Here is a 24543-nt window from a genome sequence, read left to right as displayed (position 1 = left end):
AGTGCCGATCGGGACCCACGGCGACGGCACCGCTGCCGCGCGCGACGACCGCGCGGCAGCGGGGCTCCGCGCCGAGAACTGGGGCTGGCGCCACGCCGGTCGCTCGTCGTGGGCGCTGCGCGGGCTCGACCTCGTGATCGAGCCGGGCGAGCGGGTGCTCCTCCTCGGCGCATCCGGTGCGGGAAAGTCGACCCTCATGCACGCTTTCGCGGGAGTGCTCGGCGGCGCCGACGAGGGCGAGGAGGAGGGCGAGCTGCTCGTCGCCGGCCGCCGACCGGAGGAGACCCGGGGGCGGGTGGGCCTCGTGCTGCAGGACCCCGACTCCCAGATCGTGCTCGCGCGCGTGGGCGACGACGTGGCGTTCGGATGCGAGAACCTCGGAGTGCCGAGGGACGAGATCTGGCCACGGGTCGGCGAGGCCCTCGCAGAGGTGGGACTCGACCTCGCCCTCGACCGTCCCACCTCAGCGCTCTCGGGCGGGCAGAAGCAGCGGGTCGCGCTCGCCGGGGTCATCGCCATGCGCCCCGACGTGGTGCTGCTCGACGAGCCCACGGCCAATCTCGATCCCGCGGGGGTCGTCGAGGTGCGGGATGCCGTGGCCGGCGTCGTGCGGGCCTCGAACGCCACCTTCGTGGTGATCGAGCACCGGGTCGACGTGTGGATCGACGTGGTGGACCGCGTGATCGTGCTCGAGCCGGGCGGGGGAGTCCTCGCCGACGGTGACCCGGCCACGGTGCTGCGAGAGCGCGGGGCGGAGCTGGCGGCCGGCGGTGTGTGGGTGCCGGGAGCGGATCCGCTCGGGGGCCGCCCTGCGCGCGGACAGACCGTCTCCGAGCGCGCCGGTACGCACCTGCTGCTCCTCGAGGCGGCCGCGCTCGCCGTGGAGCGCGTGCCGGGCACCGTCGTGGCCGACGACATCGACGTGGGCATCCGCGCAGGCGCGGCCACCGCCGTGACGGGCCCGAACGGCGCAGGCAAGTCGACGCTCGCGCTCACCCTGGCCGGCCTGATACCGCGGGCTGGCGGCACGCTGATGGCGACGCCCGAGCTCTCCGGAGCCGAGTCCGCCGGAGGAGCGCCAACCCGCCCGCGCCTGCTCCGCCTCGGCACCCGGCGGCACGACGTCACGCCGGGCGCCGATCCGGCCCGCTGGGCGTCCCGTGCGCTCCTGACCCGCATCGGCACCGTCTTCCAGGATCCGGAGCACCAATTCGTCTCCGGCACCGTGCGCGGAGAGCTCGAGGTCTCCCTGAAAGCGCTCCGCCTGGCGCCCGAGGAGATCGCGGCCCGGGTCGCCGAGGTCTCGGGCCGGCTCCGCCTCGAGCAGCTCCTCGACGCCAATCCCTACACGCTCTCCGGCGGCGAGAAGCGGCGCCTCTCGGTGGCGTCGGCGCTCGTCGCCCGGCCGCGCATCCTCGTGCTCGACGAGCCCACCTTCGGCCAGGACTCCCGCACCTGGGCAGAGCTCGTGCGCCTGCTCGGCGAACAGCTCGACCGCGGCACCGCCGTGGTGGCCGTCACACACGACCGCGCCTTCATCGAGGCCCTCGCCGGCCAGGTGCTCGAGGTGGGCGCCCCATGAGCATCCTCACGCCGGTCCGGGGCACGGCGCGCATCTACACCGTCAATCCGGTCGCGAAGCTCGCGGCGGCCCTCCTGCTCAGCGGGTTCCTCATCGTCACCATCGACTGGGTGTCGGCCGCGGTGGCGCTCGTGCTCGAGAGCCTGCTGTTCGCGAAGGCCGGGCTCGACGGCCGAGCCTTCTTCCGGCGAACGGCCGCGATCTGGATCGCGGCACCTCTCGCCGGCCTGACCACGCTGCTCTACGGGGTGCAGGACGGCCGCACCTACCTCGAACTGTGGCTCATCCACATCAGCGACGGCTCGATCGTGCTCGCGATCGCCACCGTGCTCCGCATCCTCGCCATCGGGCTGCCGGCCGTGGTGCTCTTCGCCACGATCGACCCGACCGACCTCGCCGACGGACTCGCCCAGGTGTGGCATCTCCCGAGCCGGTTCGTGCTCGGAGCGCTCGCCGGACTCCGCCTGATCAGCCTCTTCCTCGACGACTGGCGCCAGCTCGAACTCGCCCGCCGCGCCAGGGGGCTCGGCGACACCGGCCGCGTGCGCCGCTTCGCCGGCCAGGCCTTCGCGCTTCTCGTCCTGTCGTTGCGGCGCGGCAGCAAGCTCGCCACCGCCATGGAGGCGCGCGGCTTCGGGGGCTCCACCCCCCGCACCTGGGCGCGCGAGTCGGTCTTCGGCTCTCGCGAGTGGCTGCTCGTCGCCATCGGGGCCTCCATCGGTGCCGTCTCTCTCGGCGCCTCCATCGCCACCGGCGCCGTGCGATTCGTGGTCGGGTGAGCGGCGTGAGCATCATCCTCATCGACGGCCCGAGCGGATCGGGCAAGACCGACTACGCGGAGCGCCTCGTCGCCGAGTGGGCAGGCCCCGTGCCCCCGACCCTCGTGCAGCTCGACAGCATCTATCCCGGCTGGGACGGCCTCGAGGCCGCGAGCGCCCAGATCACCGAGCACCTGCTGCGGCCCTACCGTGAGGGGACGACAGCGCGCTGGCGGCGCTACGACTGGGCGGGGGAGCGGCAAGCCGAGTGGCACGTCGTCGATCCCGCGGCCCCTCTCGTCGTCGAGGGCTGCGGCGCGCTGAGCCGGGCGAACGCAGCCCTCGCCGATCGCGCCATCTGGGTCGAGACCGACGATGCGGAGCGGAAGCGCCGCGCACTGCTCCGCGACGGCGAGCTCTACGCGCGGGAGTGGGATCGCTGGGAGCGGCAGTGGAGCGCCTTCGTCGAGCGGGAGCGACCCCGGGAGCTCGCCGGGCTCGTCGTGCCCACCTGACGCCTGCCGGGTCCGGCGGTGTCCGTCGGCGTCCGTTGCTGTCAGTCGGTGCGCGAGTCGATGAAGGCCGTGATCACGGGCACGGGGTTGCCGAGTCGCCACATCGGGCCGGGGTCGCCGAGCCGCGCGTCGAGCTCGAGCAGCACCGTGACGTCGCCGTCGGGTGTCGACACGGTCACGCTCCCCACATCGCGGCCGGCGGATGCGGTGCTGAGCTCCTCGGCATCGACCCGGTACTCCAGGGGCGACGTCACCCACAGCATCCGCGTCTCGGTCGAGCGGGCCACGCCCTGCGCGGTCTCGCCCCAGGCGGTCGTGTAGGTCACGAAGGGCTGCCCCTCGGCGATCACGGGGGTCTGCCTGATGGTGGTCGCGGCCGTCGAGGCGAGCGTCTCGAGATCGGTGTCGACGGTCTCCCAGTCGGGTTCGCGGAGGAGGGCGCCGTAGAGGGTGACCGTCTCGTCGGCGCCGGCGACCGGCACCTCGAGGGCGAAGAGGAAGCAGATGCCCGCCTGGTCGGTGTAGCTCCGCGAGAGGCCGAGGTAGCCGAGGTCGGGCAGGTAGCTCGAGAGGTTCTCGACGGCCCGCCCTCCGGTGAGCTTCGCCCCGTCCTGCGCCATGACCTCGGCGATGGCGGGCTCGGCGAAGGCCAGGGCCGTGATGAGGGCGAGATCCGAGGCCGTGCCGACGTCGCCCTCGTCGAGGCCCGTGGCGTCGACGAGCTCGACGCTCGTGAGCCCGCGCTCGGCGAGCCAGGCGTCGGCCGCCGCGAGATAGCCCTCGATCGAGCCGAAGGCCCATCGGGCGAGCGCGTCGGCGTGGTTGTTGCTCGAGCCGAGGAGGGCGGCCTGCAGCATCTCCCGCTGGGTCCAGGTCTCGCCGGCGATGAAGGGCACGGCCCGGGCGCTCTCGGAGATGTAGCGCACGAAGCCGTCGTAGTCCTCGCGCGAGACCGTGACGGAGCCGCCGGGGGAGCCTGCCTCCATGGGCTTCGCGTCGAGCACCACGAGCGCCGTGATGACCTTCGCCGAGCCGCCGATCGGCACCGCTTCGGGAAGGCCCGCCGTGGCGAGCACCTGGTCGGAACCGTCGGCCACGAGAGCGCTCGCTCCCGTCGTGGGCAGGGTGGGCGTGCCGGTGACGCCCGCGTCGGCGGAGGTCTCGAGGAGAGTCGCCGTGGCCGGGGGCAGAGGGCCCACGAGCGTGGCGGGGCCGTAGAGGCCGATGGCGAGGATGACGAACACGCCGATCACGATCACGACCGCGCGGATAGCCTTGCGCCCTGCTGAACCTGCCATGCCCCCAGGCTAGGGTGCCGTGCGTGCCGATCCCGGCATCGACCCGGTGCGCGCTCAGCCCCAGCCGAGCTCGTGCAACTTCTCGTCGTCGATCCCGTAGTAGTGCGCGATCTCGTGCACGAGGGTGACGTGCACCTGGTCGCGCAGCTCGTCGAGGGACTCCACCATCGCCAGTAGCGGCTCGCGGTAGATCGTGATCCGGTCGGGCATCTCGCCGAAGCCGTACTGACCGCGCTCGGTGAGCGCGACGCCGTCGTAGAGCCCCAGCAGGTCGAGGGTGCCGTCCTCCGGCCGGTCCTCCACGACGATCACGACATTGTCGAGGCCGTCGACCATCTCGTGGGGCAGTTCGTCGAGCTCGTCGCCCACGAGCTGCTCGAACGCATCGGCGTCCATCTCGACCATCAGCACCTCGCCATAGACGACGATGGCCCGGCGTGAACCGGGCCATCGTGTGTGTTGGGGTGAATAACGGGACTCGAACCCGCGACATCCGGCACCACAAGCCAGCGCTCTACCAACTGAGCTATATCCACCATGTTCACCTCGTGATCGTGATCACGGGGCGACGAAGAAAGATTCTATTACATCCGAGCGGCGAATTCCTCCACCACGCCCGAAGAGATGGTTTTCAGCTCCGCGGAGGTGGGGCCGGGCTCGCCGATGAACACCGCCTTGCGGTAGTACTCGAGCTCACGGATCGACTCCAGGATGTCGGCGAGTGCGCGGTGCCCGCCGGCCTTCTCCGGGGCGTTGAAGTAGACGCGGGGGAACCAGCGCCGCGAGAGCTCCTTGATCGACGAGACGTCGATGCTGCGGTAGTGCAGGTGGCCGTCGACGCGCGGCATGAACTTGGCGAGGAACGCCCGGTCGGTGCCGATCGTGTTACCGGCCAGGGGGGCCTGCTGAGCCGCGGGGACGTGCTTCAGGATGTACTCGAGCACCTGGTACTCGGCATCGGCGAGGCTCACCCCGTTCGGGATCTCGTCGGCGAGCCCGCTCGAGGCGTGCATGTTCGTGACGAACTCGTTCATGTGCGCAAGCGCGGAGTCGTCGGGCTTGATGACGATGCTGAAACCCGGGTCGACGAGGTTCAGGTCGAAGTCGGTCACGACCACCGCGACCTCCACCAGTTCGTCGACCTCGAGGTCGAGCCCCGTCATCTCGCAGTCGATCCAGACGAGGCGGTCGGAGGAAGAACTCATGATCCGATTCTAGAGCGCCTCCTAGAATGGCCGGGATGATCACCGCACTCGCCATCCTGCTCATGGTCAACGCCGCGTGGAACGCGATCGTCTGGCCCCAGTTCTACCGCCGGGTCAGCCGTGACGAGCGCGCCAGGGACGCCCAGGGCAAGCCCACGAAGTTCCTCGTGGTGCATGCGGTGCTGATCGCGATCTCGCTGGCCATCGCTCTCGCCTCGCTGATCGCCGCGATCGCGGCCCTCACGGGGGCCTGGTAGAGGTGCCCCTGGCTGGATTCGAACCAGCGACAAACGGATTAGAAGGCCGGTGCTCTATCCACTGAGCTACAGGGGCGACCCCGAAAGCGTACTACTCCGAACCGACCTTGCGCGGAGGGAAGGCGTTGACCGGCGGCGGGATCTCGCCCGCGGCCCGGGCCTCGCCGGGGTCGGTCGTGAGCTCGAGGTCTCCGATGGGCGACGCCTCCGCCGTGGCCACCGAACCCGAGCTCTGGGCGGCACCGCGGCTGCCGGTGCCCGCGGCGACCTGCTGCACGGTGGGCCGGGGCTCGTGGGTGGGCGGCAGGGGAGCAGCCGGAGCGATCACGGTGGAGGCCGTGGGCAGCCGCTGCGACTCGTAGGCGCCGGCGGGGGTTCCGGATGCCTGCTGCGGCTTGGCATACGGCGAGGTGGATGCGCTCCCGGCGGATGCGGATGCCGGCGCGGAGTCGGACGGCGCGGCGAACTGGTTGTGGTGCTGCTGCGCCACCCAGGCGTCCTGCTGCGCGAGCAGCTCGCGCTCGCTCGACTCGTCTTCGGTCGCCCAGCGCTCGAGGTCGCTCTGGAAGACGCGCTTGGCGCGGCCCGGCTTCTGCTGCCATTCGATCAGCCGGTCGCGGAACTCGAACACCGCGGGCTCCACCTGATATCCGAAGGTGGCGGAGTCGCGCTTCATCTGGGCGAGCGCGTGCGCCGCCCAGTTGGCAGCCACGTCGGCGCCCTTGATGGGCAGCAGGCGCACCTGGATGTCGGACTGACCGGTGGCGCGATCGGCGAGGATCTGCTCCTGAGGCGTGAGCGAGTTCCACACGGAGGCCTGCTCGGCGGCGTCGATGAGGGCGGCGATGGCCGAGATCTTGAGTTCACGGTCGTGCTTGGCGAGCAGCTGCTTCACGGCTCCGCGCGCGATCCAGGCCGCGAGGAGGCCGGCCACGATGATGGCGACGGCCGGCACGACGACGTTGGAGATGACGGCCTCGCCGTCGGACGAGGAGAGCCACCGGACGAGATCATTCCACCATTCCATGGCGGCACCCTAACCCCGGCCGCACACGATCGGAGGGAGGGGGAGCCGGTGTGTCAGCGCAGTCTCGTCATCAACGCAGGCACTCGACCGCCTCGGCCACGTCACCGAACTCGCCGACCTCCACGATGCGCGTAGCGGCGAACAGCCGCTTCGCCCGGAACCGGGTGCCCGATCCCTCGCCCACCTCCTCGACGTAGCCGAGGACGACGCCGGATGCGGCCGTCACCCTCCAGTAGCCGTCGCGGACGCGACGGAGGGCCGGGTGTGCGCTGGCGGTTCGTGCGATCGTGGACATGTCCCGACGGTACGGCGAGCCACCGACATCGGACCCGCGTGCCCACTCCGACGCCGTAGAATCCGGGCATGGAAACTTTCGTACTCGCAGGTGGCTGCTTCTGGTGCCTCGACGCCGTCTACCGCACGCTCGAAGGCGTGCACGAGGTGGTCTCGGGCTACACCGGCGGAACGGTCGAGAACCCCAGCTACGAGGAGGTCTGCACCGGCACGACCGGGCAGGCCGAGGCCGTGGCCGTGACGTTCGACCCCGAGGTCATCCCGGCCGAGATCGTCCTCGACGTGTTCTTCACGCTGCACGACCCGCGCCAGCTCAACCGTCAGGGCAACGACGTGGGAACCCAGTACCGCTCGGCCATGTTCTACGACGGAGACGAGCAGAAGGCCCTCTTCGAAGCGGCCCTCGAGCGTGCGGCCGAACTCTGGGACGGCGGGATCGTGACGACCCTCGAGCCCCTCGGGGCCTACTACCCGGCCGAGGAGTACCACCAGGACTTCTTCGCCAAGAACCCGGGCCAGGGCTACTGCATGGCCGTCGCGGTGCCGAAGGTCAACAAGGTGCGGAAGGCCTACGCCAAGTACATCAAGGCCGCCTGAGGTCCCTCCTCGCTTCCTGCACAGGTGCTGACGGCCGGGCTCTCCTCCACAGATGAGGGGCCCGGCCGTTCCGCGTGCGGGCCGCCCCGCAGTCTTGGTGGCACACGACGGATCCCGTCGCCCCACCTCGACCGCAAGGAGCCTGCAATGCCCGATCATCTGACCCTCACCGGCGTCGTCGCCACCCCGCCCCGCCACGTCGTCACCAATTCGGGCCTCGACATCGTGAGCTTCCGGCTCGCCTCCGCCCAGCGCCGCTACGACAAGTCGACCTCGAAGTGGGTCGATGCCGACACCAACTGGTACACCGTCTCCGCCTTCCGGCAGCTCGCCCAGAACGTGCTGGTCTCGATCGAGCGCGGTCAGCACGTGGTCGTCACCGGGAGGCTGCGCATCCGCTCGTGGGAGGCGGGCGAGAAGACGGGCCTCTCCGTCGAGGTCGATGCGGATGCCATCGGGCACGATCTCAGCTGGGGCACGTCGGTGCACACCAGGTCGTTGCACTCGCCGTCGGGATCGCTCCTCGGGCAGCAGGGTCGAGACGCCGAGGGGTTCCCCTCCGGCCAGCCGCTCGAGTCGCACGAACCGGAAGAGCCCGAACAAGCGGCGCGGGTGGGTTCCGAGGCCCTTCTGCCGTTCTGACTCCCTCCCTTCGGCCTCGGGGCGTGAAGGCCCCCGTGCGGCGGCAGGGGAGTCTCCCAGGCGACGACGGCACGCACGCCCTAAACTCAGGGAGGTTTCAGGAGCCGCCGCACCGGGGGGCCGCGATCGAGAGGACGCTGCGAGGCATGCAGAGAGCGACATCGAGGCTGGGGCGTTCGCGCGCGAGCGAGACGACCGCAACGAACGGCGCTGCCACGGCGCGCAGATCGCTGCGATGGGCGTCGGCCGCACTCGTGCCAGCAGCGCTGCTCGTGGTGCTCACCGGCTGCGTGCCCGCCGACGGCGGCGCCACCCCCGCCACGACGGCCCCTCCCACCTCGGCGGCGCCCACCACACCACCCGCTCCCGACCCCACGCTCCAGCTGCTGCCCGAGGGCACGGCGCTCGAGAACCAGCCGTTCTTCGACTCGGTCAACCGCACGCTCATTGCGGCGAACCCGGCGGCGGGCGGCGTGGAGTTCACGAGCACGCTGCGCGACAACGGATTCGACCTGGCGGCGATGCAGGTGACCCCCGACATCACGACGGTCGGGGTCGCGGCCGACGCGGTGCAGTTCTCCGTGCGGTGGAAGGACAACAACTGCCTGATCGGCCAGTACGGCCACGGCATCTACACGAGCACCGTCGCGCCTGCGCTCGGAACCGGGGCGTGCCTCGTGGGGCAGACCCGGCCAATAGACTGGTAACCATGGCCGAATACATTTACTCGATGGTGCGCGCCCGCAAAGCGGTGGGCGACAAGGTGATCCTCGACGACGTCACGATGGCGTTCATCCCCGGGGCCAAGATCGGGGTCGTCGGGCCGAACGGCGCCGGTAAGTCCACCATCCTCAAGATCATGGCGGGGCTCGACACCCCCTCCAACGGCGAGGCGAAGCTCACGCCGGGCTTCACCGTGGGCATCCTCATGCAGGAGCCCGAGCTCGACGAGTCGAAGACCGTTCTGGAGAATGTGCAGGAGGGTGTCGGCCCGATCAAGGCGAAGCTCGACCGCTTCAACGAGATCAGCGCCCTCATGGCCGAGCCCGACGCCGACTTCGACGCGCTGCTCGAAGAGATGGGCACCCTGCAGGAGGCCATCGATGCCGCCGACGCGTGGGATCTCGACTCCCAGCTCGAGCAGGCCATGGACGCTCTTCGAACCCCGCCCGGCGACTACGAGGTCGCGAACCTGTCCGGTGGTGAGAAGCGCCGCGTCGCGCTCTGCAAGCTCCTGCTGCAGAAGCCCGATCTGCTGCTGCTCGACGAGCCCACCAACCACCTCGACGCCGAGAGCGTGCTCTGGCTCGAGCAGCACCTGGCCCAGTACCACGGCGCCGTGCTCGCCGTCACGCACGACCGGTACTTCCTCGACCACGTCGCCGAGTGGATCGCGGAGGTCGACCGCGGCCGCCTCTACCCTTACGAGGGCAACTACTCGACCTACCTCGAGAAGAAGCGCGAGCGCCTCGCGGTGCAGGGCAAGAAAGATGCCAAGCTCTCCAAGCGCCTCGCCGAGGAGCTCGACTGGGTGCGCAGCAACGCCAAGGGCCGCCAGGCCAAGTCGAAGGCCCGACTCGCACGCTACGAGGAGATGGTGACCGAGGCCGAGCGCACCAAGAAGCTCGACTTCGAGGAGATCCAGATCCCGGTGGGCCCGCGTCTCGGCTCCCAGGTCATCGACGCCAAGAAGCTCCGCAAGGGCTTCGGCGAGCGCGTGCTCATCGACAACCTGTCGTTCACACTCCCGCGGAACGGCATCGTCGGGGTCATCGGCCCGAACGGCGTCGGCAAGTCGACGCTCTTCAAGACGATCGTGGGGCTCGAGCCGCTCGACGGCGGAGAGCTCAAGATCGGTGAGACGGTCGACATCTCCTACGTCGACCAGTCGCGTGGCGGGATCGACCCGAACAAGACGCTGTTCGAGGTCGTGTCGGACGGATTCGACTACATCCAGGTGGGCAAGACCGAGATCCCCGCCCGCGCCTACGTGGGCACCTTCGGTTTCAAGGGCCCCGATCAGCAGAAGAAGGCCGGTGTGCTCTCCGGTGGTGAGCGCAACCGTCTCAACCTCGCGCTCACGCTCAAGCAGGGCGGCAACCTGCTGCTGCTCGACGAGCCCACCAACGACCTCGACGTCGAGACCCTCTCGAGCCTCGAGAACGCGCTGCTGGAGTACCCCGGCTGCGCCGTGGTCATCACGCACGACCGGTGGTTCCTCGACCGCATCGCCACCCACATCCTCGCCTACGAGGGCACGGAGGACGACCCGGCCAACTGGTACTGGTTCGAGGGCAACTTCGAATCGTACGAGGAGAACAAGATCGAGCGGCTCGGGCCCGACGCGGCCAAGCCGAACCGCTCGGCCTACCGCAAGCTCACCCGCGACTAGCGCACGGGCCCGGATGCGACTGCACGTGCCGATCCAGCTCCGCTGGTCGGACCTCGACGCCTACGGGCACGTCAACAACGCCTCGATGCTGAAGATCCTCGAGGAGTCGCGCGTGTTCGCGTTCTGGGTCGACGGTGACGTCGCCGACCCGGCGCAGGCGGCGTGGACCACGGCGGTCATCGACGCGAGCCCCACGACCGACACCAAGAGCGTGATCTCCCGCCAGGAGATCGAGTACGTGCGGTCGATGCCCTACATCCGGCAGCCGATCGACGTCGAGCTCTGGATCGGGCACCTGGGCGGCGCGAGTCTCGACGTCTACTACGAGATCAAGAGCCCGCTCACCGGCGAGCCGCAGATCACCTACGTCAAGGCCTCGACCACCCTCGTGCTCGTCGATGCGGCCACCGACCGGCCCCGTCGCATCCTGCCGCACGAGCGGGCGGCGTGGGAGCCGTACCTCGACGAGCCGCTGACCTTCCGCCGCCGCAGCTAGTCGCCGACGCGGATCATGCCCTCCTGGGCCACCGAGGCGATCAGTCGTCCCTCGCGGTCGAAGATGGTGCCGCGCGAGAGCCCGCGCCCGCCGCTCGCGCTCGGGGAGTCCTGCACGTAGAGCAGCCACTCGTCGGCGCGCGCGAACCGGTGCCACCACATCGCATGGTCGAGGCTCGCCATCTTGAAGTTCGGCCGGGCCCAGGCCACGCCGTGCCGCCGCATGACGGGCTCCAGGATGCTGTAGTCGCTCGCGTAGGCGAGGGCTGCGCGGTGCACGGTCGGGTCGTCGGGCAGCCGGCCGAGCGCTCTGATCCACACGGCCTGCTTCGCCTCGCGCGGACCGTCGACCGACATGTAGACCGACGACGGGATGTGCCGCATGTCGAACGCCCGCTCGCGCGCCCACACGGCGGCGACCGGGTGCGAGAACGTCGACAGCACCTCGACCGCGCTTGGCAGGTCCTCCGGCTGAGGCAGGTCCGTGGGCATCTTGGCCTGGTGCTCGAGCCCTTCGTCCTCGGTCTGGAACGACATGATCACCGAGAGGATGGGCACGCCGTTCTGGTAGGCCTGCGTGCGCCTGGTCGAGAACGAGCGGCCGTCGTGGATCCGATCGACGCCGAAGGTGATGCCCGCCGACGCGTCGCCCGGGCGTAGGAAGTAGCCGTGCAAGGAGTGCACCGCGCGATCGGTGTCGACCGTGCGGGTGGCCGCGATGAGCGCCTGCGCGAGCACCTGGCCGCCGAAGACGCGGCCGTTGGGCATCCACTGCGACGGGCCGGTGAAGATGTCCTCGTCGGTGCGGGCTCCCGTGTCGACGAGGTCGAGGGTGGTGAGGAAGCCGGCGAGGGGGTCGGACATGGATCCTCCGGTGTGGTTCGGTGGGCGGCGGGCTCGCTGTGAAGTAGTTTAGACAGCACAGATGGTCCAGTCTTTCAGCCTCATCGACGCCGCCTCGCTCGGCGACCTCAAGGTGTACCTGGGGCGTGCAGCCCGGGTCGAGAACGGGTCGGTGCGCCTCATCGGCGGTCTCGGCGTGCTCGCCGCGTACACCGCCACCCTCACGCCGAAGGGCCTGCTCGACCGCACGCCCACGGTGCTCGGTCTCCGCACGTTCGCACTCGCGGTCTCGGACGGCTTCGATGTGGTCGTGCCCATCCGCGCGATGCTCGACCGTCTGGCGCAGCTCTCGCTCCAGGCCAACTCCAACGAGGGGCCGCTCGAGGTGCCCCTCCCGCCGGCCGAGACCGGTGTCGCCTGGGCGGGCATCAGCCCCCCGCGAGGCGGCTGGCAGGCCGCGGGAACGCTCGAGGCGAACGTGCTCGAGCACACCGCGCGGGCCGGTATCGCCGAGGTGGCCGAGGCGGTGGGCTCCGAGACGGGGGAGCAGCTCGTGCACCGCGTGCGCTCCGAGGTCTGGGGCCGCGACATCGAGACTCCGGATGCCGTGGACGTCGTCATCCCCGCCGGTGCCGCGTTCTCCGCCGACAGCCTCGGCTTCATCAAGCGCGACGACATCGTGATGATCTACTCCTCGGGCCCGTGGGTGCGCCTCACCACCCGCCGCGGCCACGTGCTGGTCCGGCGCTGAGCGCCGCTGGCCCGATCGGCCGCTAGACGGCCTCCGCGGCCGACCGCCCCGCCACGCGCCCCGAGAACAGGCAGCCGCCGAGGAACGTGCCCTCGAGCGCCCGGTAGCCGTGGATGCCACCTCCGCCGAAGCCGCTCGCCTCGCCCGCTGCGTACAGGCCCGGCACCGGCTGGCCGGCGGCATCGAGCGCGCGCCCCGACAGGTCGGTCTGCACCCCGCCTAGTGACTTGCGGGTGAGCACGTGCAGCTTCACGGCGATCAGGGGCCCGGCCTTCGGATCGAGCAGCCGGTGCGGCTTCGCCACCCTGATGAGCTTGTCGCCGAGGTACTTCCGGGCACCGCGGAGCGCCGTGATCTGCGAGTCCTTGCTGAACGGATTCGCGAGCTCGCGATCCCGCGCGAACACCTCGCGCGTCACCTGGGCGGCGTCGAGCACAGGCGTCTCCTCGAGCGCCCTCATGCCCTGCACGAGCTCCGGCAGCGAGTCGGCCACCACGAAGTCGGCACCCTTCTCCTTGAACGCCTCCACCGGTCCAGGGGCGCCGGGGCGGATGCGCTGGGCGAGCAACCGCAGGTCACGGCCCGTCAGGTCGGGGTTCTGCTCGCTGCCCGAGAGCGCGAACTCCTTCTCGATGATCGCCTGCGTCAGCACGAACCAGCTGTGGTCGTGGCCGGTCGAGAGGATGTGCTCGAGGGTGCCGAGCGTGTCGAAACCCGGGAACAGTGGCACGGGCAGTCGACGGCCTGTGGCGTCGAGCCACAGCGAGGAGGGCCCTGGGAGGATGCGGATGCCGTGCCGAGCCCACACCGGAGCGTGATTGGCGATGCCCTCCGTGTAGTGCCACATCCGGTCGGTGTTCACGAGGCGCGCACCGGCCCGCTCGGTGATGCCGAGCATGCGCCCGTCGACGTGCGCGGGAACGCCCGACAGCATCGAGGCCGGAGGAGTGCCGAGGCGCTCGGGCCAGAGCGAGCGCACGAGGTCGTGGTCACCGCCGATGCCGCCCGAGGCGACCACCACGGCGCCGGCCTCGAGCGAGAACGAGCCATCGGCGTCCCGGTTGCTGGCCTCTCCGCGGCCGACACCGCTGGCGGCGAGCACGGTGCCGCGCGCTCCCGTGACGCGACCTGCCGCGACGATCAGCTCGTCCACGCGGTGCCGGTGCAGTATGCGTGCCCGGCCCTCCGCGACGCCCGCGGCGAACCGCGCGAGGAACGGCTCGAGCACGCCGGGGCCGGTGCCCCACGTGATGTGGAAGCGCGGGACCGAGTTGCCGTGCCCCATCGCCACGCCGCCCCCGCGCTCGGCCCAGCCCACCACCGGGAAGAACCGCACCCCGAGCCCGTGCAGCCACGACCGCTTCTCGCCCGCGGCGAACTCGAGGTAGGCATCCGCCCAGCGGCGCCCCCACTCGTCCTCCGGCCGGTCGAACCCGGCGCTGCCGAACCAGTCCTGGCGGGCGAGATCGATCGAGTCCCGCACCCGCATACGGCACTGCTCGGGGCTGTCGATGAGGAAGAGCCCGCCGAACGACCACCAGGCCTGGCCCCCGAGCGATGCCGCCGGTTCCTGCTCGAGCACGGTCACGTGCCGCCCTGCATCGAGCACCTGGCATGCGGCCACGAGGCCCGAGAGGCCGGCCCCCACCACGATCACGTCGGTCTGGGCAGGGCTCATGCGGCAACTCCCTCGTCGCGGCTAGTCGTCGAACGTATTCACCATGGCATGCGCGGCGCGCTCGAGATAGTCCCAGAGCAGATCGCGGTCGGCGGGGGCGAGCTCGAGCGAGTCGACGGCCACGCGCATGTGCGAGAGCCAGCGGTCCCGCGCATCCGGGTTCACCGTGAAGGGGTTGTGGCGCATCCGGAGTCGCGGGTGGCCGCGCTGCTCGCTGTAGGTGCCCGGGCCGCCCCAGTACTGCTCGAGGAAGGCGGTGAGGCGCCAGACCGCGCCGTCCCAGTCATCGGCCGGGTACATCGGCGCGAGCACCTCGTCGTCGCGGATGCCGGCGTAGAAGGTCTCGACGAGCTTCACGAACGTCGCGTGGCCGCCGACCTGCTCGTAGAACGGGTTGCGGTCGGGGACCTTGGGCGTGAGCTCGATCATGGGACTATCTTCCGCCGTTCGGCGTCTGCGGCGTGTTCGTCGGGATCGGGCGGGTGCCGGGCGGGCGGGCGCCCTTGACGCTCGCGGCACCGTCGAAGCCCGAGAGCACGACGGTGTTGAGCGACGGCAGGGTGACCTCGAGCTCGTCGAGCGAGCGCTTCAGGCGCATCCGGAGCTCGCGCGCCACGTCGTCCTTCGCCGAAGTGCGGGTCTTCACCACGAGGCGGATGACGAGGGCCTCGGCCGAAATCGACTCAAGACCCCAGATCTCGGGCCGCTCCACGATGCGCGAGCGCCACTTCGGCTCTGTCGACATGGCGACCGCCGTGTCGAGCATCTTCTCCTGCACCGTGTCGAGGTCGGAGTCGTAGGGGATGGCGAGGTCGATGATGACCCGCGACCAGCCCTGCGACATGTTGCCGACCCGCAGGATCTCGCCGTTCCGCACGAACCAGAGCGTGCCGTTGACGTCGCGCACCTGGGTGATGCGGATGCCGACCGCCTCGACCACGCCCGTGGCCGGCCCCAGGTCGACGACGTCGCCCACGCCGAGCTGATCCTCGAACACCATGAACAGGCCGTTCAGCACGTCTTTCACGATGTTCTGGGCGCCGAAGCCGAGGCCGGCTCCGAGCGCCGCGGTGAGCAGCGCGAGTGAGCCGATGATGTTCGGATCGATCGTGGTGACGATGAGGATGATCGCTACGATCACCACGGTCACGTTGATGACGTTCGTCGACACGGTGCCGATCGTGCGGGTGCGCTGCACGATGCGGACGGCCGCGAGCGGGGAGGCCACGAGGGCCTGCGTGTCGGTGACGTTCTGCTTCTTCTTGACTCCGTTGACGACCTGGTCGACGAGTCGTCGCACCAGGAACAGCAGCACCGCGCGCGCGATGAACGCGACGACGATGATCGTCAGGATGCCGAGGGGGATGCGGTAGTCGTGCACGAACGAGCCGACGTTCGCCCAGAATGTGTTCCAGTCCATATGAGCCTCCACCCTACGGGCGGAGGCTCAATGGTTGCTGGCCGCGCCGCCGCCTCTGCGGCGCGGGCGACATGTGGGGGCGCGGTCGCTGGCGCGGCCGCGCTCCCACTCCGGGTCGTCGAGTACGGCCCGTTACGTTCTTCTCTCTACCGGCTGCCTGCGTCTTTCTTCTGTGCCGCCAGCGCCCGGTCCACGCCCGCGAGGTTCTCGATCACGATCCTCCGGAGGGCCGGGGGCTCGGGGTTGGCGTCGAGCCAGGCCGCCGTCGCGTCGCGGAGCGCCTGGTTCGCGAGGGCGCCCGGGTAGAGGCCGTTGATCACGGAGGCGGCGATCGCATAGCTGCGGGTCTCCCAGAGCGACTGCAGCAAGGCGAAGTAGCGCTCCACGAGCGGCTCGAACAGGGCGGGATCGGTGCCGCGCTGGAAGCCGAGGCCCGTGGCGCGCACGATCGCGTTCGGTGCCGCATCGCTCTCGACGAGCGAGGCGAACGCCGCCGCCTTGCCTTCCGGGGTCGCGATGGCGGCCCGGGCGTGCGCGGCCGACTGCTGGCCCGAGGCCGTGCTGTCGGCGGCGAGCGTCGCATCGATCTCGGCCTCCCCGGCCTTGCCGCCCGCCACGAGCGAGATGAGCAGCTCCCAGGTGAGGTCGGTGTCGATGTCGAGACCCTCGAGCACGACGGTCCCGTTCAGCAGGTGCGACACATTCTCCAGCTGCTCCTCGGTGCCCGCGAGGGCGGCGAAGAACTTCACGAACTGGAACTGGGCGTCGCTGCCTGGAGCGGCGTCGAGGGCGAGCCTCCACAGCGCGTCCGCGGCCGTCCGCACGGTCTCGTCGCGCGCCTCCGGAGCCACGTACTCGGTGGCGGCGAGCACGAGCTGGCCGAGCACGGTGCGGATCGTGGTCGACTCGGTCTCGCTCGCGATGTTGCCGAGCACGAGCCGCACGAAGTCGCGGGCCGGCGTCTCGGCGTCGCGCGTCGCATCCCAGGCCGAACCCCAGACGAGGGAGCGGGCGAGCGGGCTCTGGATGCCCGCAAGGCGCTCGATCGCCACGTCGAGCGAGTACGCGTCGAGGCGGATCTTGGCGTAGGCGAGGTCGTCGTCGTTCAGCAGCACGAGCGCGGGACGGGCGCGGCCGATGAGCGCGGGCACCGACGTGGAGGTGCCGTCGACGTCGAGCTCCACCCGGTAGGTGCGCACGAGCGAGTCGCCCTCGAGGTCGTAGAACCCGATCGCGAGGCGGTGCGGGCGGATCGTCGGATAGTCCAGCGGCGCCTCCTGCAGCACCTCGAACGAGGTGATCACGTCGTTCTCGTCGAACTCGATCGCCGGCCGCAGGGTGTTGACGCCCGCGGTCTCGAGCCAGAGCTGCGACCACTCGGTGAGGTCGCGGCCGCTCGTGGTCTCGAGCTCGGTGAGCAGGTCGACGAGCTCGGTGTTGGCGAACTGGTGCTTGTTCACGTAGGCCGCGACGCCCTTCATGAACTCCTCCTGGCCGACCCACGCCACGAGCTGCTTGAGCACCGAGGCGCCCTTGGCGTAGGTGATGCCGTCGAAGTTCACCTGCACGTCTTCGAGGTCGTTGATCTGCGCCACGATCGGGTGGGTCGAGGGCAGCTGGTCCTGGCGGTAGGCCCAGCTCTTCTCCATGGCGGCGAAGGTGGTCCAGGCCTCCTTCCACTCCGTGGCCTCGGCGGCCGCGAGGGTCGACATGTACTCGGCGAACGACTCGTTCAGCCAGAGGTCGTTCCACCAGCGCATGGTCACGAGGTCGCCGAACCACATGTGGGCGAGCTCGTGCAGGATCGTGATGACCCGGCGCTCGCGCACCGCCTCGGTCACCTTCGAGCGGAACACGTAGGTCTCGGTGAAGGTCACCGCTCCCGCGTTCTCCATCGCGCCCGCGTTGAACTCGGGCACGAAGAGCTGGTCGTACTTCTCGAACGGGTAGGGGAAGTCGTACTGCTTCTCGTAGAACTCGAAGCCCTCGCGGGTCTTCTCGAAGATGTAGTCGGCGTCCATGTACTGCGAGAGCGAGGCGCGGCTGAACACGCCGAGCGGGATCTCGCGGCCGTCGGCGCTCGTGAGGCTCGAGCGCTCCACGACGTAGGGGCCGGCCACGAGAGCGGTGATGTAGCTCGAGATGCGAGGGGTGGGGGCGAAGGCCCAGGTGGCCGACTCGCCCTCGACCGCGGTGACGGGCTCGGGGGTGGGGGAATTCGACACGACCTGCCAGTAGTCGGGGGCCGTGACCGTGAAGGCGAAGGTGGCCTTGAGGTCGGGCTGCTCGAACACGGCGAACATGCGCCGCGAGTCCGGCACCTCGAACTGGCTGTAGAGGTAGACCTCGTCGTCGACGGGGTCGACGAAGCGGTGCAGTCCCTCGCCGGTGTTGGTGTAGATCATGTCGGCGTCGACCACGAGCTCGTTCTCCGCCGCGAGGGAGGGCAGCTGGATGCGCACACCGTCGCTCACCTCCGCCGGGTCGAGCGTCTCGCCGTTCAGCGTCACCGAGTGCACCGTGCGGGTGATGGCGTCGACGAAGGTCGAGGCTCCCGGGGTGGCGGTGAAGCGGATCGTGGTGGTGCTGCGGAACGTCTCGGGACCCTTCGTGAGGTCGAGGGCGACGTCGTAGCTCGTGGTGGCCACGATCGAGGCGCGTTCGCGGGCTTCTGCGCGGGTGAGGTTTTCTCCAGGCACTGAATGCTCTCCTTTTCGATTGCCCGATCAGCCTAGTTCTGATGCGAGGATGGCCGTATGACTTCGGAGAAGACGCTGGTGGATTTCTGGTTCGACCCCTCGTGCCCCTGGGCCTGGATGACCTCGCGCTGGGTCGACGAGGTGGCCGCGCATCGCGACCTCGAGGTGACCTGGCACATCATGTCGCTCGCGGTGCTCAACGAGGACAACCACGACCTCCCCGAGGAGTACAAGGCCTTCTTCCCGCGCGCCCTCCGCTACACGCGGCTCGTGGCCGCGGCCCAGGAGCGCCACGGTCGAGAGGTCGTGAAACCCCTCTACGACGCGCTCGGCACCCGCATCCACCCGGGCGGCAGCCTCGACCCCGACGAGGTCATCCCGGCGGCGCTCGCCGAGGTGGGCCTGCCCGCCGACCTCGCCGCCTTCTCGCTCTCCGATGACTACGACGACGCCATGCGCGCCTCCCACTTCGACGGCATCGGCCGCGTCGGCCAGGACGTCGGCACCCCGGTGATCGCCGTCAACGGCACGGCCTTCTTCGGTCCCGTCATCAGCCCGGCCCCCACGGGCGAGATCGCCCTCACCCTCTGGGACGGCATCGTGGCGGCGGCCTCCTACGACGGCTTCTTCGAACTGAAGCGCTCGCGCACGCGTGAGCCGCAGTTCTAAATAAACTCATTCCCATGCGCATCCACATCGGCACCGATCACGCCGGGCTCGAGTTCAGTCGGCACATCCAGGATCACCTGACGGCGAAGGGGCACGAGGTCGTCGACCACGGCCCCGAGAGCTACGACCCCGTCGACGACTACCCCTCCTTCTGCATCAACGCCGCGCACGCGGTGGTGCAGGATCAGCAGGCCGGGGTGGAGGCGCTCGGCGTGGTGTTCGGCGGCTCCGGCAACGGCGAGCAGATCTCGGCGAACAAGGTGAAGGGCGTGCGCGCGGCACTGGCCTGGAACGAGGCCACCGCGAAGCTCGCCCGGGAGCACAACGACGCCAACGTCATCTCGATCGGCGCCCGTCAGCACACCATCGAGGAGGCCACGGCGCTCATCGACTGGTTCATCGAGGAGCCTTTCTCGTTCGAGGAGCGCCATGTGCGCCGGATCGCGCAGATGGCCGAGTACGAGACCACCGGCACCATCTCCGACCGCGTCGTCGACGCGTAGGCGGGGCGCTGCCGTTCCATGCCCGAGGGTCACTCCGTCCACCGCATCGCCCGCCAGTTCGCCCGCAACTTCGTGGGTCGCCGGATCGCGGTGAGCTCACCACAGGGCCGCTTCGTCGACGGAGCGGCGATGCTCGACCGCAAGACGATGACGGCGTCGCGCGCCGTGGGCAAGCAGATGTTCCTCGAGTTCGACGGCGTGCTGTGGCTCCGCGTGCACCTCGGCATCTACGGCGCCTGGGACTTCGCGGGCGAGATCACGACCGATGCCACCATCCGCTCGGCGGGTGGCCGGATGGGCCAGACCAGCCAGCGCGGCACCGATGAGCCGGCCGGTCTCGGCGAGCAGGCGGAGGGATCCCTCGCCGACATCGCGCCCGCTGTCGATGATGCCGACGGTGAGGACTCCGTGCGTTCGATCGGCGCCCCGAGGCTCGCCCGCGTGCGGATGGCCGAGCAGGAGAAGGAGGGCGAGCTCGAGACGTTCCCGCCCGAGCCCGTCGGCGCCGTGCGCGTGCGCCTGCTCACAGACTCCGCGGTCGCCGACCTCCGCGGCCCGACCGCGTGCCAGGTGCTCGAGCCGGCCGAGGTCGACGCGGTGATCGCGAAGCTCGGGCCCGATCCGCTGCTCGACGACTCGGCCGAGGCCGAGCAGCGCTTCGTCGACGTCGTGCGCCGGAAGCCCACCCCCATCGGCCTGCTGCTCATGGACCAGTCGGTCGTGAGCGGCATCGGCAACGTCTATCGGGCCGAGATGCTCTTCCGCGCGCGCCTGAACCCGCACACTCCCGGCAGGCTCGTGCCCGAGGAGACGGCGCGGGCGCTCTGGCGCGACTGGGCCTACCTGCTCGATCTCGGGGTGCGCACCGGGCAGATGATGACGATGGACGACCTCGACCCGCAACGCTACGCCAAGGCGATGGCCAAGCGCGAGGACCGGCACTGGGTCTACAAGCGCGAGGGCCTGCCCTGCCGACTCTGCGGCACCCACATCGTGCTCGAGGAGTTCGGTGCCCGCAAGCTCTACTGGTGCCCGAAGGACCAGGCCTGACGTGAGCGGTCCGCTGCTGCTCGCCGGCGCGCGCCTGCCCGGAGTCGGCACCCCGGTCGACGTGCGGATCGACGACGGCGTCGTGACCGGGATCGGCCCGGCCGGAGCGGTCGCGGCGGGCCCGGACTCCGAGCGGATCCGTCTCGACGGCCGCTGGCTCGTGCCCGGTCTCTGGGACAACCACGTGCACTTCACCCAGTGGGCGTCGTCGGCCCGGCGGCTCGACGTCTCGAGAGCTCGCTCCGCGGCGGAGACGGTGGCGCTGGTCAGGGGGGCGACGGGAGCGCACGCCAGGGTGGCCGCCCCCGCGGCGCCCGCCCTCCTCGTGGGCATCGGCTTCCGCGACGGCCTCTGGAGCGACGCACCGACGGCCGAGGCCCTCGACGTCGTCACGGGCGACCGCCCGGTGGTGCTCATCAGTGCCGACCTGCACTGCTGCTGGCTCAACACGGCCGCTCTCACCTCGTTCGGCGTCACGGGGCATCCGGATGGCGTGCTGCGCGAGGAGGACGCCTTCGCGGTGCACCGCGCCCTCGATGACGTGCCCGCCGCCACGAGCGACGTCTGGGCGCTGGACGCGGCCCGCGCCGCCGCCGCGCGCGGTGTCGTGGGCATCGTCGACCTCGAGATGGCCTGGAACCACGAGGTCTGGCTGCGCCGTTCAGCCACCGGCCACGACCTCCTGCGGGTGGAGTTCGGCGTCTACCCGCAGCATCTCGAGCGCGCGATCGCCGAGGGCCTCCGCACGGGCGACGCGGTGACCGATCTCGTGATGGTGGGACCGTTCAAGGTCATCACCGACGGCTCGCTCAACACCCGCACGGCCTTCTGCTTCGACGAGTACCCGGGGCTCGAGGGCCGCCCGGAGTCCCGCGGCGTGCTCGCCGTCGAACCGCGCGAGCTCGAACCCCTGCTCGCCCGCGCGAGCGCGGCCGGGTTCGCGGTCGCCGTGCACGCCATCGGCGACCACGCCAACCGGCTCGCGCTCGATGCCTTCGCGGCCACGGGCAGCACGGGATCGATCGAGCACGCGCAGCTGCTCGCGCCCGAGGAGTTCTCGCGCTTCGCCGCGCTCGGCGCGGTCGCGAGCGTGCAGCCCGAGCACGCGCTCGACGACCGCGACGTGGCCGACCGCTTCTGGGCCGGGCGCACGGGGCGGGCCTTCGCCCTCGCCGCCCTGCTCGACGCGGGGGCGCGGATCGCACTCGGCTCCGATGCTCCCGTGGCGCCGCTCGACCCCTGGGTCACGATGGCCGCCGCCGTGGGCAGGGAACGTGACGGCCGCGCCCCGTGGCATCCCGAGCAGCGGATCCCCGCGGCAGCAGCCCTCGCGGCGTCGGCGCGGGGCCGGGAGGGCATCGCGGTGGGCGACGTCGCCGACCTCGTGGCTCTCGACCGTGATCCGCTCGCCGCCTCGCCCGACGAGCTCCGCACCATGCCGGTCGCCCTCACTCTCCTCGCCGGCCGCCCCACGCACGCGAGCCTCTGACCTGAGTGGCCCGGAACGCCGAACGGCGAGTGCGCCCCGAAGGGTGCACCCGCCGTTCGCGAGGGTGGAAGGCTCTACTCGGAGATGTGAGCGAAGAGGAACCAGCGGTCCTTGTCGAGGCCGCGGGCGATCTCGATCGCGACGTCCTGACTGGAGGCGTCGATCTCGGCGAGCTCCTTGACGGCCTTGTTGACCACGGCGAGCGCCACATCGATCTGGCCGATGATGGTCGCGATCGTCGCATCCGACTTCTGGAAGCCGGCGGGCATCGGGGCGGTGCCCGTCTTGGCGGCGACCGTCTGGATGCGGGCGTCGATCGGGAGCCCCAGGGCGACGACGCGCTCGGCGGCGGTGTCGGCGTAGTCCTGAGCGTGCTCCACCACGGTGTCGAGGAGCTCGTGGACACCGATGAAGTTCGATCCGCGCACGTGCCAGTGCGCCTGCTTGCCGTTGACCGCGAGGGCCTGCAGCTCGATCACCACGGGGCTCAGGAACTGGGCTGCCGCGGCGGCCACATCGGGGCTCGTGGTGCTGGTGGGGGTGGTGATGACTTCAGTCATGGTCGGTGTCCTTTCGTCCCTACTCATCCCAACGCTACTCAGCTGAAAATCTTCCGCAAGCAAGCTGAGGCTGGGCTAACCGCCGCTACTTGGCGGGGAACGGGGCCCGGAAGTAGGCGTTCGAGTTGGGCAGGAACATCGTGATGAGGGCCACCACGAGCACGAGGGCGTGGGCGATCGCGACGGCCGGGTTCGCCTGGAACTCGAGGATGATGCCGAAGAGCCCGAGCACGCCGAGGATGGTGAGGGTGTTGCGCGCCCACACACGGCCCCGCAGCATGAAGACGGCGGCCACGATCCGGAACACGGCCACGAGCATGAGGACCACGCCGATCACGGTCATGATGGCGAGGGTCGCCTCGGCCGCGGCGCCGTCGGCACCCGCCACAGCCAGCACGAGGCCGGCGGCGGCGATCACGAGCACGCCGTTCACGATGCCGAGGATGGCCTCGGCCAGCCACAGTCCGAACGAGAGCTTGAGCTCCCAGGGCGCGGCCTGCAGCGCGGTTTCTCCGGTGAATTCCGGGCCGGAGAGTTCTGAACGGGACATGCGTCGGCGCCTTTCGTCGAGCGGGTGTGATTCAGAGACTAGGGGATCCGGGTGTCCCGTCCTCGTCCCAATCGGTCTCCGGAGTGGCGCAGGTGTTGCGGAAGACGTACTGCGACGGCAGTTTGCGCTCGTGGCTCGACCAGTCGATCGCCGGCCGCTTCGCGTCGTGCGGGAGGTAGCCGAGGCGGTAGACGGCCATCAGCTCGAGGTCGTCGGGCACGCCGAGCAGCTCCTCGATCTGCGCCCAGCGGCCCGGCACCTCCATCGGGAACGACACGAACTGGATGCCCATGCCGAGCTCCACCGTGGTCAGCCAGATGTTCTCCATCGCAGCGCCCATGCTGAACACGGAGTAGAAGGAGCTCAGCTCACCTGGCCGGTACTCGGCGCGGTCGAGCATCACGCCGATCAGCAGCGGCGACCCCGCCACGAGTGCGCGGTTCTCCTCGCCTAGCGTCTGCGGCACCCGGAAGGTGTTCATGAGCTTCTGTCCGCGCGGGGTGAAGACCTGCTTGGTGAAAGGCCTGAGCGCCGCCGGCAGCTTGTCGAAGAGCATGCCGCTGCGCTTCTGCCGCATCTCGTCGGCGCTGAAGCGGAAGTAGGGCTTGTAACGCTCGAAGAACGTGCCGTTCGACATCGCCTCCGTCATGCTCTCGCCGCTGATGCCGGCGATCCGCTCGATCACGGCGCGATCGTCCACGAGTAGGAACCGCCACGGCTGGCTGTTCAGCTGCGAGGGGGCCCGCCCTGCCACCTCCATGAGGAGTCGCTGGTGCTCCCGGCTCACGGCATCCGGGCGGAAGGGCCCGTTGGTGGTCTTCCGGCGTCGCACGACGTCGAGGAACTCCATGTCACTTCCCTCCGGGGCGGCGGTGAGTGGATGCGGGGCGCGCCGAGAGCAGGAGGCCTGCGACGAAGAACGGTGCGGCCGTGAGGGCGAGCTTCACGTGCCCGCTCGAGCGGGCACTGATGCGGGGGATGAGCGCGAGCGGCACCGCGGCGGGGGCCAGGGCGAGGGCGGCGAGCGCGGTGCGCGGATGCGGCGCCCTGCCTCGTTCGCCCGGGCCGCTCGCCGCGAACGGCGTGAGCGCAGCGGATGCGGCGAGCACGCAGGTGGCGATGTAGATGGCGTGGTGCAGCCACCGGAATCCGCTCGTGTCGACGAGGCGAAGGGCAACGGATGCGCCGAGCGCGCAGTTGGCCGTGTAGCTCGCGGCGGCTGCGGCGAAGAGCGGCTGCGGTCCCATGCGGCCAGACTACGCGGGCCGG

28 protein-coding genes and 2 tRNA genes are annotated in these 24543 nt (G+C 70.3%); 14 read left to right on the top strand and 16 right to left on the bottom strand.

Annotation, left to right across the window (positions count from 1 at the left end; genetic code table 11):
• Position 1 precedes the first annotated feature (1 nt).
• From N1028_RS00605 to N1028_RS00595, 3 genes are read left to right on the top strand one after another with little or no spacing between them, the layout of a single operon-like run.
• A complete protein-coding gene (locus N1028_RS00605) occupies positions 2 to 1582 on the top strand; it encodes an ABC transporter ATP-binding protein (RefSeq protein ID WP_375163393.1) in 1581 nt (526 codons plus the stop codon).
• Positions 1579 to 2361 (top strand): energy-coupling factor transporter transmembrane component T family protein, encoded by a 783-nt coding sequence (locus N1028_RS00600; RefSeq protein WP_259524807.1) that lies wholly within the window; start codon positions 1579 to 1581, stop codon positions 2359 to 2361. Before N1028_RS00605 ends, N1028_RS00600 begins: the two co-directional genes overlap by 4 nt.
• A gap of 5 nt (positions 2362 to 2366) precedes the next feature.
• A complete protein-coding gene (locus N1028_RS00595; RefSeq protein ID WP_259524805.1) occupies positions 2367 to 2855 on the top strand; it encodes a nucleoside/nucleotide kinase family protein in 489 nt (162 codons plus the stop codon).
• Between the two features lie 41 nt (positions 2856 to 2896).
• On the opposite strand, the gene N1028_RS00590 is transcribed toward N1028_RS00595, so the two are convergent.
• The 4 genes from N1028_RS00590 to orn all read right to left on the bottom strand — a co-directional run bounded on the left by N1028_RS00590 (position 2897) and on the right by orn (position 5358).
• Positions 2897 to 4153, bottom strand: a complete 1257-nt coding sequence (locus N1028_RS00590) for a D-alanyl-D-alanine carboxypeptidase family protein (protein ID WP_259524804.1) — start codon at positions 4151 to 4153, stop codon at positions 2897 to 2899.
• Positions 4154 to 4207: 54 nt separating this feature from the next.
• Positions 4208 to 4558: a metallopeptidase family protein gene (locus N1028_RS00585; protein WP_259524803.1), complete on the bottom strand. Its 351-nt coding sequence runs from the start codon at positions 4556 to 4558 to the stop codon at positions 4208 to 4210.
• Between the two features lie 55 nt (positions 4559 to 4613).
• Positions 4614 to 4689 (bottom strand) — tRNA-His (locus N1028_RS00580).
• A gap of 48 nt (positions 4690 to 4737) precedes the next feature.
• Positions 4738 to 5358, bottom strand: a complete 621-nt coding sequence (gene orn, locus N1028_RS00575) for an oligoribonuclease (protein WP_259524802.1) — start codon at positions 5356 to 5358, stop codon at positions 4738 to 4740.
• 35 nt (positions 5359 to 5393) lie between these two features.
• Here orn and N1028_RS00570 point away from each other — a divergent pair, with 35 nt between their 5' ends.
• Positions 5394 to 5615 (top strand): SCO4848 family membrane protein, encoded by a 222-nt coding sequence (locus tag N1028_RS00570; protein WP_259524801.1) that lies wholly within the window; start codon positions 5394 to 5396, stop codon positions 5613 to 5615.
• Between the two features lie 3 nt (positions 5616 to 5618).
• Here the strand turns inward: N1028_RS00570 and N1028_RS00565 are convergent.
• The 3 genes from N1028_RS00565 to N1028_RS00555 form a co-directional block, all read right to left on the bottom strand.
• A tRNA-Arg gene (locus N1028_RS00565) sits at positions 5619 to 5691 on the bottom strand.
• A gap of 15 nt (positions 5692 to 5706) precedes the next feature.
• Positions 5707 to 6642: a hypothetical protein gene (locus N1028_RS00560; protein ID WP_259524800.1), complete on the bottom strand. Its 936-nt coding sequence runs from the start codon at positions 6640 to 6642 to the stop codon at positions 5707 to 5709.
• A gap of 70 nt (positions 6643 to 6712) precedes the next feature.
• Entirely contained in the window at positions 6713 to 6937 is a 225-nt protein-coding gene (locus tag N1028_RS00555; protein ID WP_259524799.1) for a hypothetical protein, read from the bottom strand.
• 68 nt (positions 6938 to 7005) lie between these two features.
• On the opposite strand from N1028_RS00555, the gene msrA reads away from it, so the two are divergent.
• The 5 genes from msrA (at position 7006) to N1028_RS00530 (ending at position 11063) form a co-directional block, all read left to right on the top strand.
• The gene (gene msrA, locus N1028_RS00550; protein WP_259524798.1) at positions 7006 to 7533 is read left to right on the top strand and encodes a peptide-methionine (S)-S-oxide reductase MsrA; all 528 of its coding nucleotides are present in this window, start codon (positions 7006 to 7008) and stop codon (positions 7531 to 7533) included.
• A 147-nt stretch (positions 7534 to 7680) separates the two neighbouring features.
• Positions 7681 to 8175 carry a single-stranded DNA-binding protein gene (locus tag N1028_RS00545; RefSeq protein WP_259524797.1) on the top strand — a complete coding sequence of 165 codons (495 nt, stop codon included), beginning with the start codon at positions 7681 to 7683 and terminating at the stop codon, positions 8173 to 8175.
• Between the two features lie 146 nt (positions 8176 to 8321).
• Positions 8322 to 8882: a DUF6993 domain-containing protein gene (locus tag N1028_RS00540; protein ID WP_259524796.1), complete on the top strand. Its 561-nt coding sequence runs from the start codon at positions 8322 to 8324 to the stop codon at positions 8880 to 8882.
• A 2-nt stretch (positions 8883 to 8884) separates the two neighbouring features.
• Positions 8885 to 10567, top strand: a complete 1683-nt coding sequence (gene ettA / locus N1028_RS00535) for an energy-dependent translational throttle protein EttA (protein WP_259524795.1) — start codon at positions 8885 to 8887, stop codon at positions 10565 to 10567.
• Between the two features lie 13 nt (positions 10568 to 10580).
• The gene (locus tag N1028_RS00530) at positions 10581 to 11063 is read left to right on the top strand and encodes an acyl-CoA thioesterase (RefSeq protein WP_259524794.1); all 483 of its coding nucleotides are present in this window, start codon (positions 10581 to 10583) and stop codon (positions 11061 to 11063) included.
• Here N1028_RS00530 and N1028_RS00525 read toward each other — a convergent pair.
• A complete protein-coding gene (locus N1028_RS00525; RefSeq protein ID WP_259524793.1) occupies positions 11060 to 11926 on the bottom strand; it encodes an acyl-CoA thioesterase in 867 nt (288 codons plus the stop codon). The genes N1028_RS00530 and N1028_RS00525 overlap by 4 nt on opposite strands.
• Positions 11927 to 11987: 61 nt before the next feature.
• On the opposite strand from N1028_RS00525, the gene N1028_RS00520 reads away from it, so the two are divergent.
• Positions 11988 to 12656, top strand: a complete 669-nt coding sequence (locus tag N1028_RS00520) for a DUF8185 domain-containing protein (protein ID WP_259524792.1) — start codon at positions 11988 to 11990, stop codon at positions 12654 to 12656.
• Positions 12657 to 12678: 22 nt separating this feature from the next.
• On the opposite strand, the gene N1028_RS00515 is transcribed toward N1028_RS00520, so the two are convergent.
• The 4 genes from N1028_RS00515 to pepN form a co-directional block, all read right to left on the bottom strand.
• Positions 12679 to 14334, bottom strand: a complete 1656-nt coding sequence (locus N1028_RS00515; protein WP_259524791.1) for an FAD-binding dehydrogenase — start codon at positions 14332 to 14334, stop codon at positions 12679 to 12681.
• Positions 14335 to 14355: 21 nt separating this feature from the next.
• Positions 14356 to 14763 (bottom strand): globin, encoded by a 408-nt coding sequence (locus tag N1028_RS00510; RefSeq protein ID WP_259524790.1) that lies wholly within the window; start codon positions 14761 to 14763, stop codon positions 14356 to 14358.
• Positions 14764 to 14767: 4 nt separating this feature from the next.
• Positions 14768 to 15754 (bottom strand): mechanosensitive ion channel family protein, encoded by a 987-nt coding sequence (locus N1028_RS00505; protein ID WP_259524789.1) that lies wholly within the window; start codon positions 15752 to 15754, stop codon positions 14768 to 14770.
• A 146-nt stretch (positions 15755 to 15900) separates the two neighbouring features.
• Positions 15901 to 18453 carry an aminopeptidase N gene (gene pepN, locus N1028_RS00500; protein ID WP_259524788.1) on the bottom strand — a complete coding sequence of 851 codons (2553 nt, stop codon included), beginning with the start codon at positions 18451 to 18453 and terminating at the stop codon, positions 15901 to 15903.
• A 57-nt stretch (positions 18454 to 18510) separates the two neighbouring features.
• Here pepN and N1028_RS00495 point away from each other — a divergent pair, with 57 nt between their 5' ends.
• From N1028_RS00495 to N1028_RS00480, 4 genes are read left to right on the top strand one after another with little or no spacing between them, the layout of a single operon-like run.
• A complete protein-coding gene (locus tag N1028_RS00495; RefSeq protein ID WP_259524787.1) occupies positions 18511 to 19122 on the top strand; it encodes a mycothiol-dependent nitroreductase Rv2466c family protein in 612 nt (203 codons plus the stop codon).
• Between the two features lie 14 nt (positions 19123 to 19136).
• A complete protein-coding gene (locus tag N1028_RS00490; RefSeq protein ID WP_259524786.1) occupies positions 19137 to 19625 on the top strand; it encodes a ribose-5-phosphate isomerase in 489 nt (162 codons plus the stop codon).
• A gap of 18 nt (positions 19626 to 19643) precedes the next feature.
• On the top strand, positions 19644 to 20675 hold the full coding sequence (locus tag N1028_RS00485; protein ID WP_259524785.1) for an Fpg/Nei family DNA glycosylase: 1032 nt from the start codon (positions 19644 to 19646) through the stop codon (positions 20673 to 20675).
• A gap of 1 nt (position 20676) precedes the next feature.
• Entirely contained in the window at positions 20677 to 22164 is a 1488-nt protein-coding gene (locus N1028_RS00480) for an amidohydrolase (RefSeq protein WP_259524784.1), read from the top strand.
• A gap of 74 nt (positions 22165 to 22238) precedes the next feature.
• On the opposite strand, the gene N1028_RS00475 is transcribed toward N1028_RS00480, so the two are convergent.
• From N1028_RS00475 to N1028_RS00460, 4 genes are all read right to left on the bottom strand, one after another.
• A complete protein-coding gene (locus N1028_RS00475; RefSeq protein ID WP_259524783.1) occupies positions 22239 to 22724 on the bottom strand; it encodes a Dps family protein in 486 nt (161 codons plus the stop codon).
• Positions 22725 to 22809: 85 nt separating this feature from the next.
• Positions 22810 to 23274, bottom strand: a complete 465-nt coding sequence (locus N1028_RS00470) for a hypothetical protein (protein WP_259524782.1) — start codon at positions 23272 to 23274, stop codon at positions 22810 to 22812.
• A gap of 31 nt (positions 23275 to 23305) precedes the next feature.
• Positions 23306 to 24124 (bottom strand): nitroreductase family protein, encoded by an 819-nt coding sequence (locus tag N1028_RS00465; RefSeq protein WP_259524781.1) that lies wholly within the window; start codon positions 24122 to 24124, stop codon positions 23306 to 23308.
• 1 nt (position 24125) lies between these two features.
• Positions 24126 to 24521, bottom strand: a complete 396-nt coding sequence (locus N1028_RS00460; RefSeq protein ID WP_259524780.1) for a hypothetical protein — start codon at positions 24519 to 24521, stop codon at positions 24126 to 24128.
• Between the last annotated feature and the right edge of the window lie 22 nt (positions 24522 to 24543).

The organism is Herbiconiux oxytropis (assembly GCF_024979315.1).
GTDB classification, from domain to species: Bacteria; Actinomycetota; Actinomycetes; order Actinomycetales; family Microbacteriaceae; genus Herbiconiux; species Herbiconiux oxytropis.
This window is presented reverse-complemented; position numbering and strand designations above follow the sequence as displayed.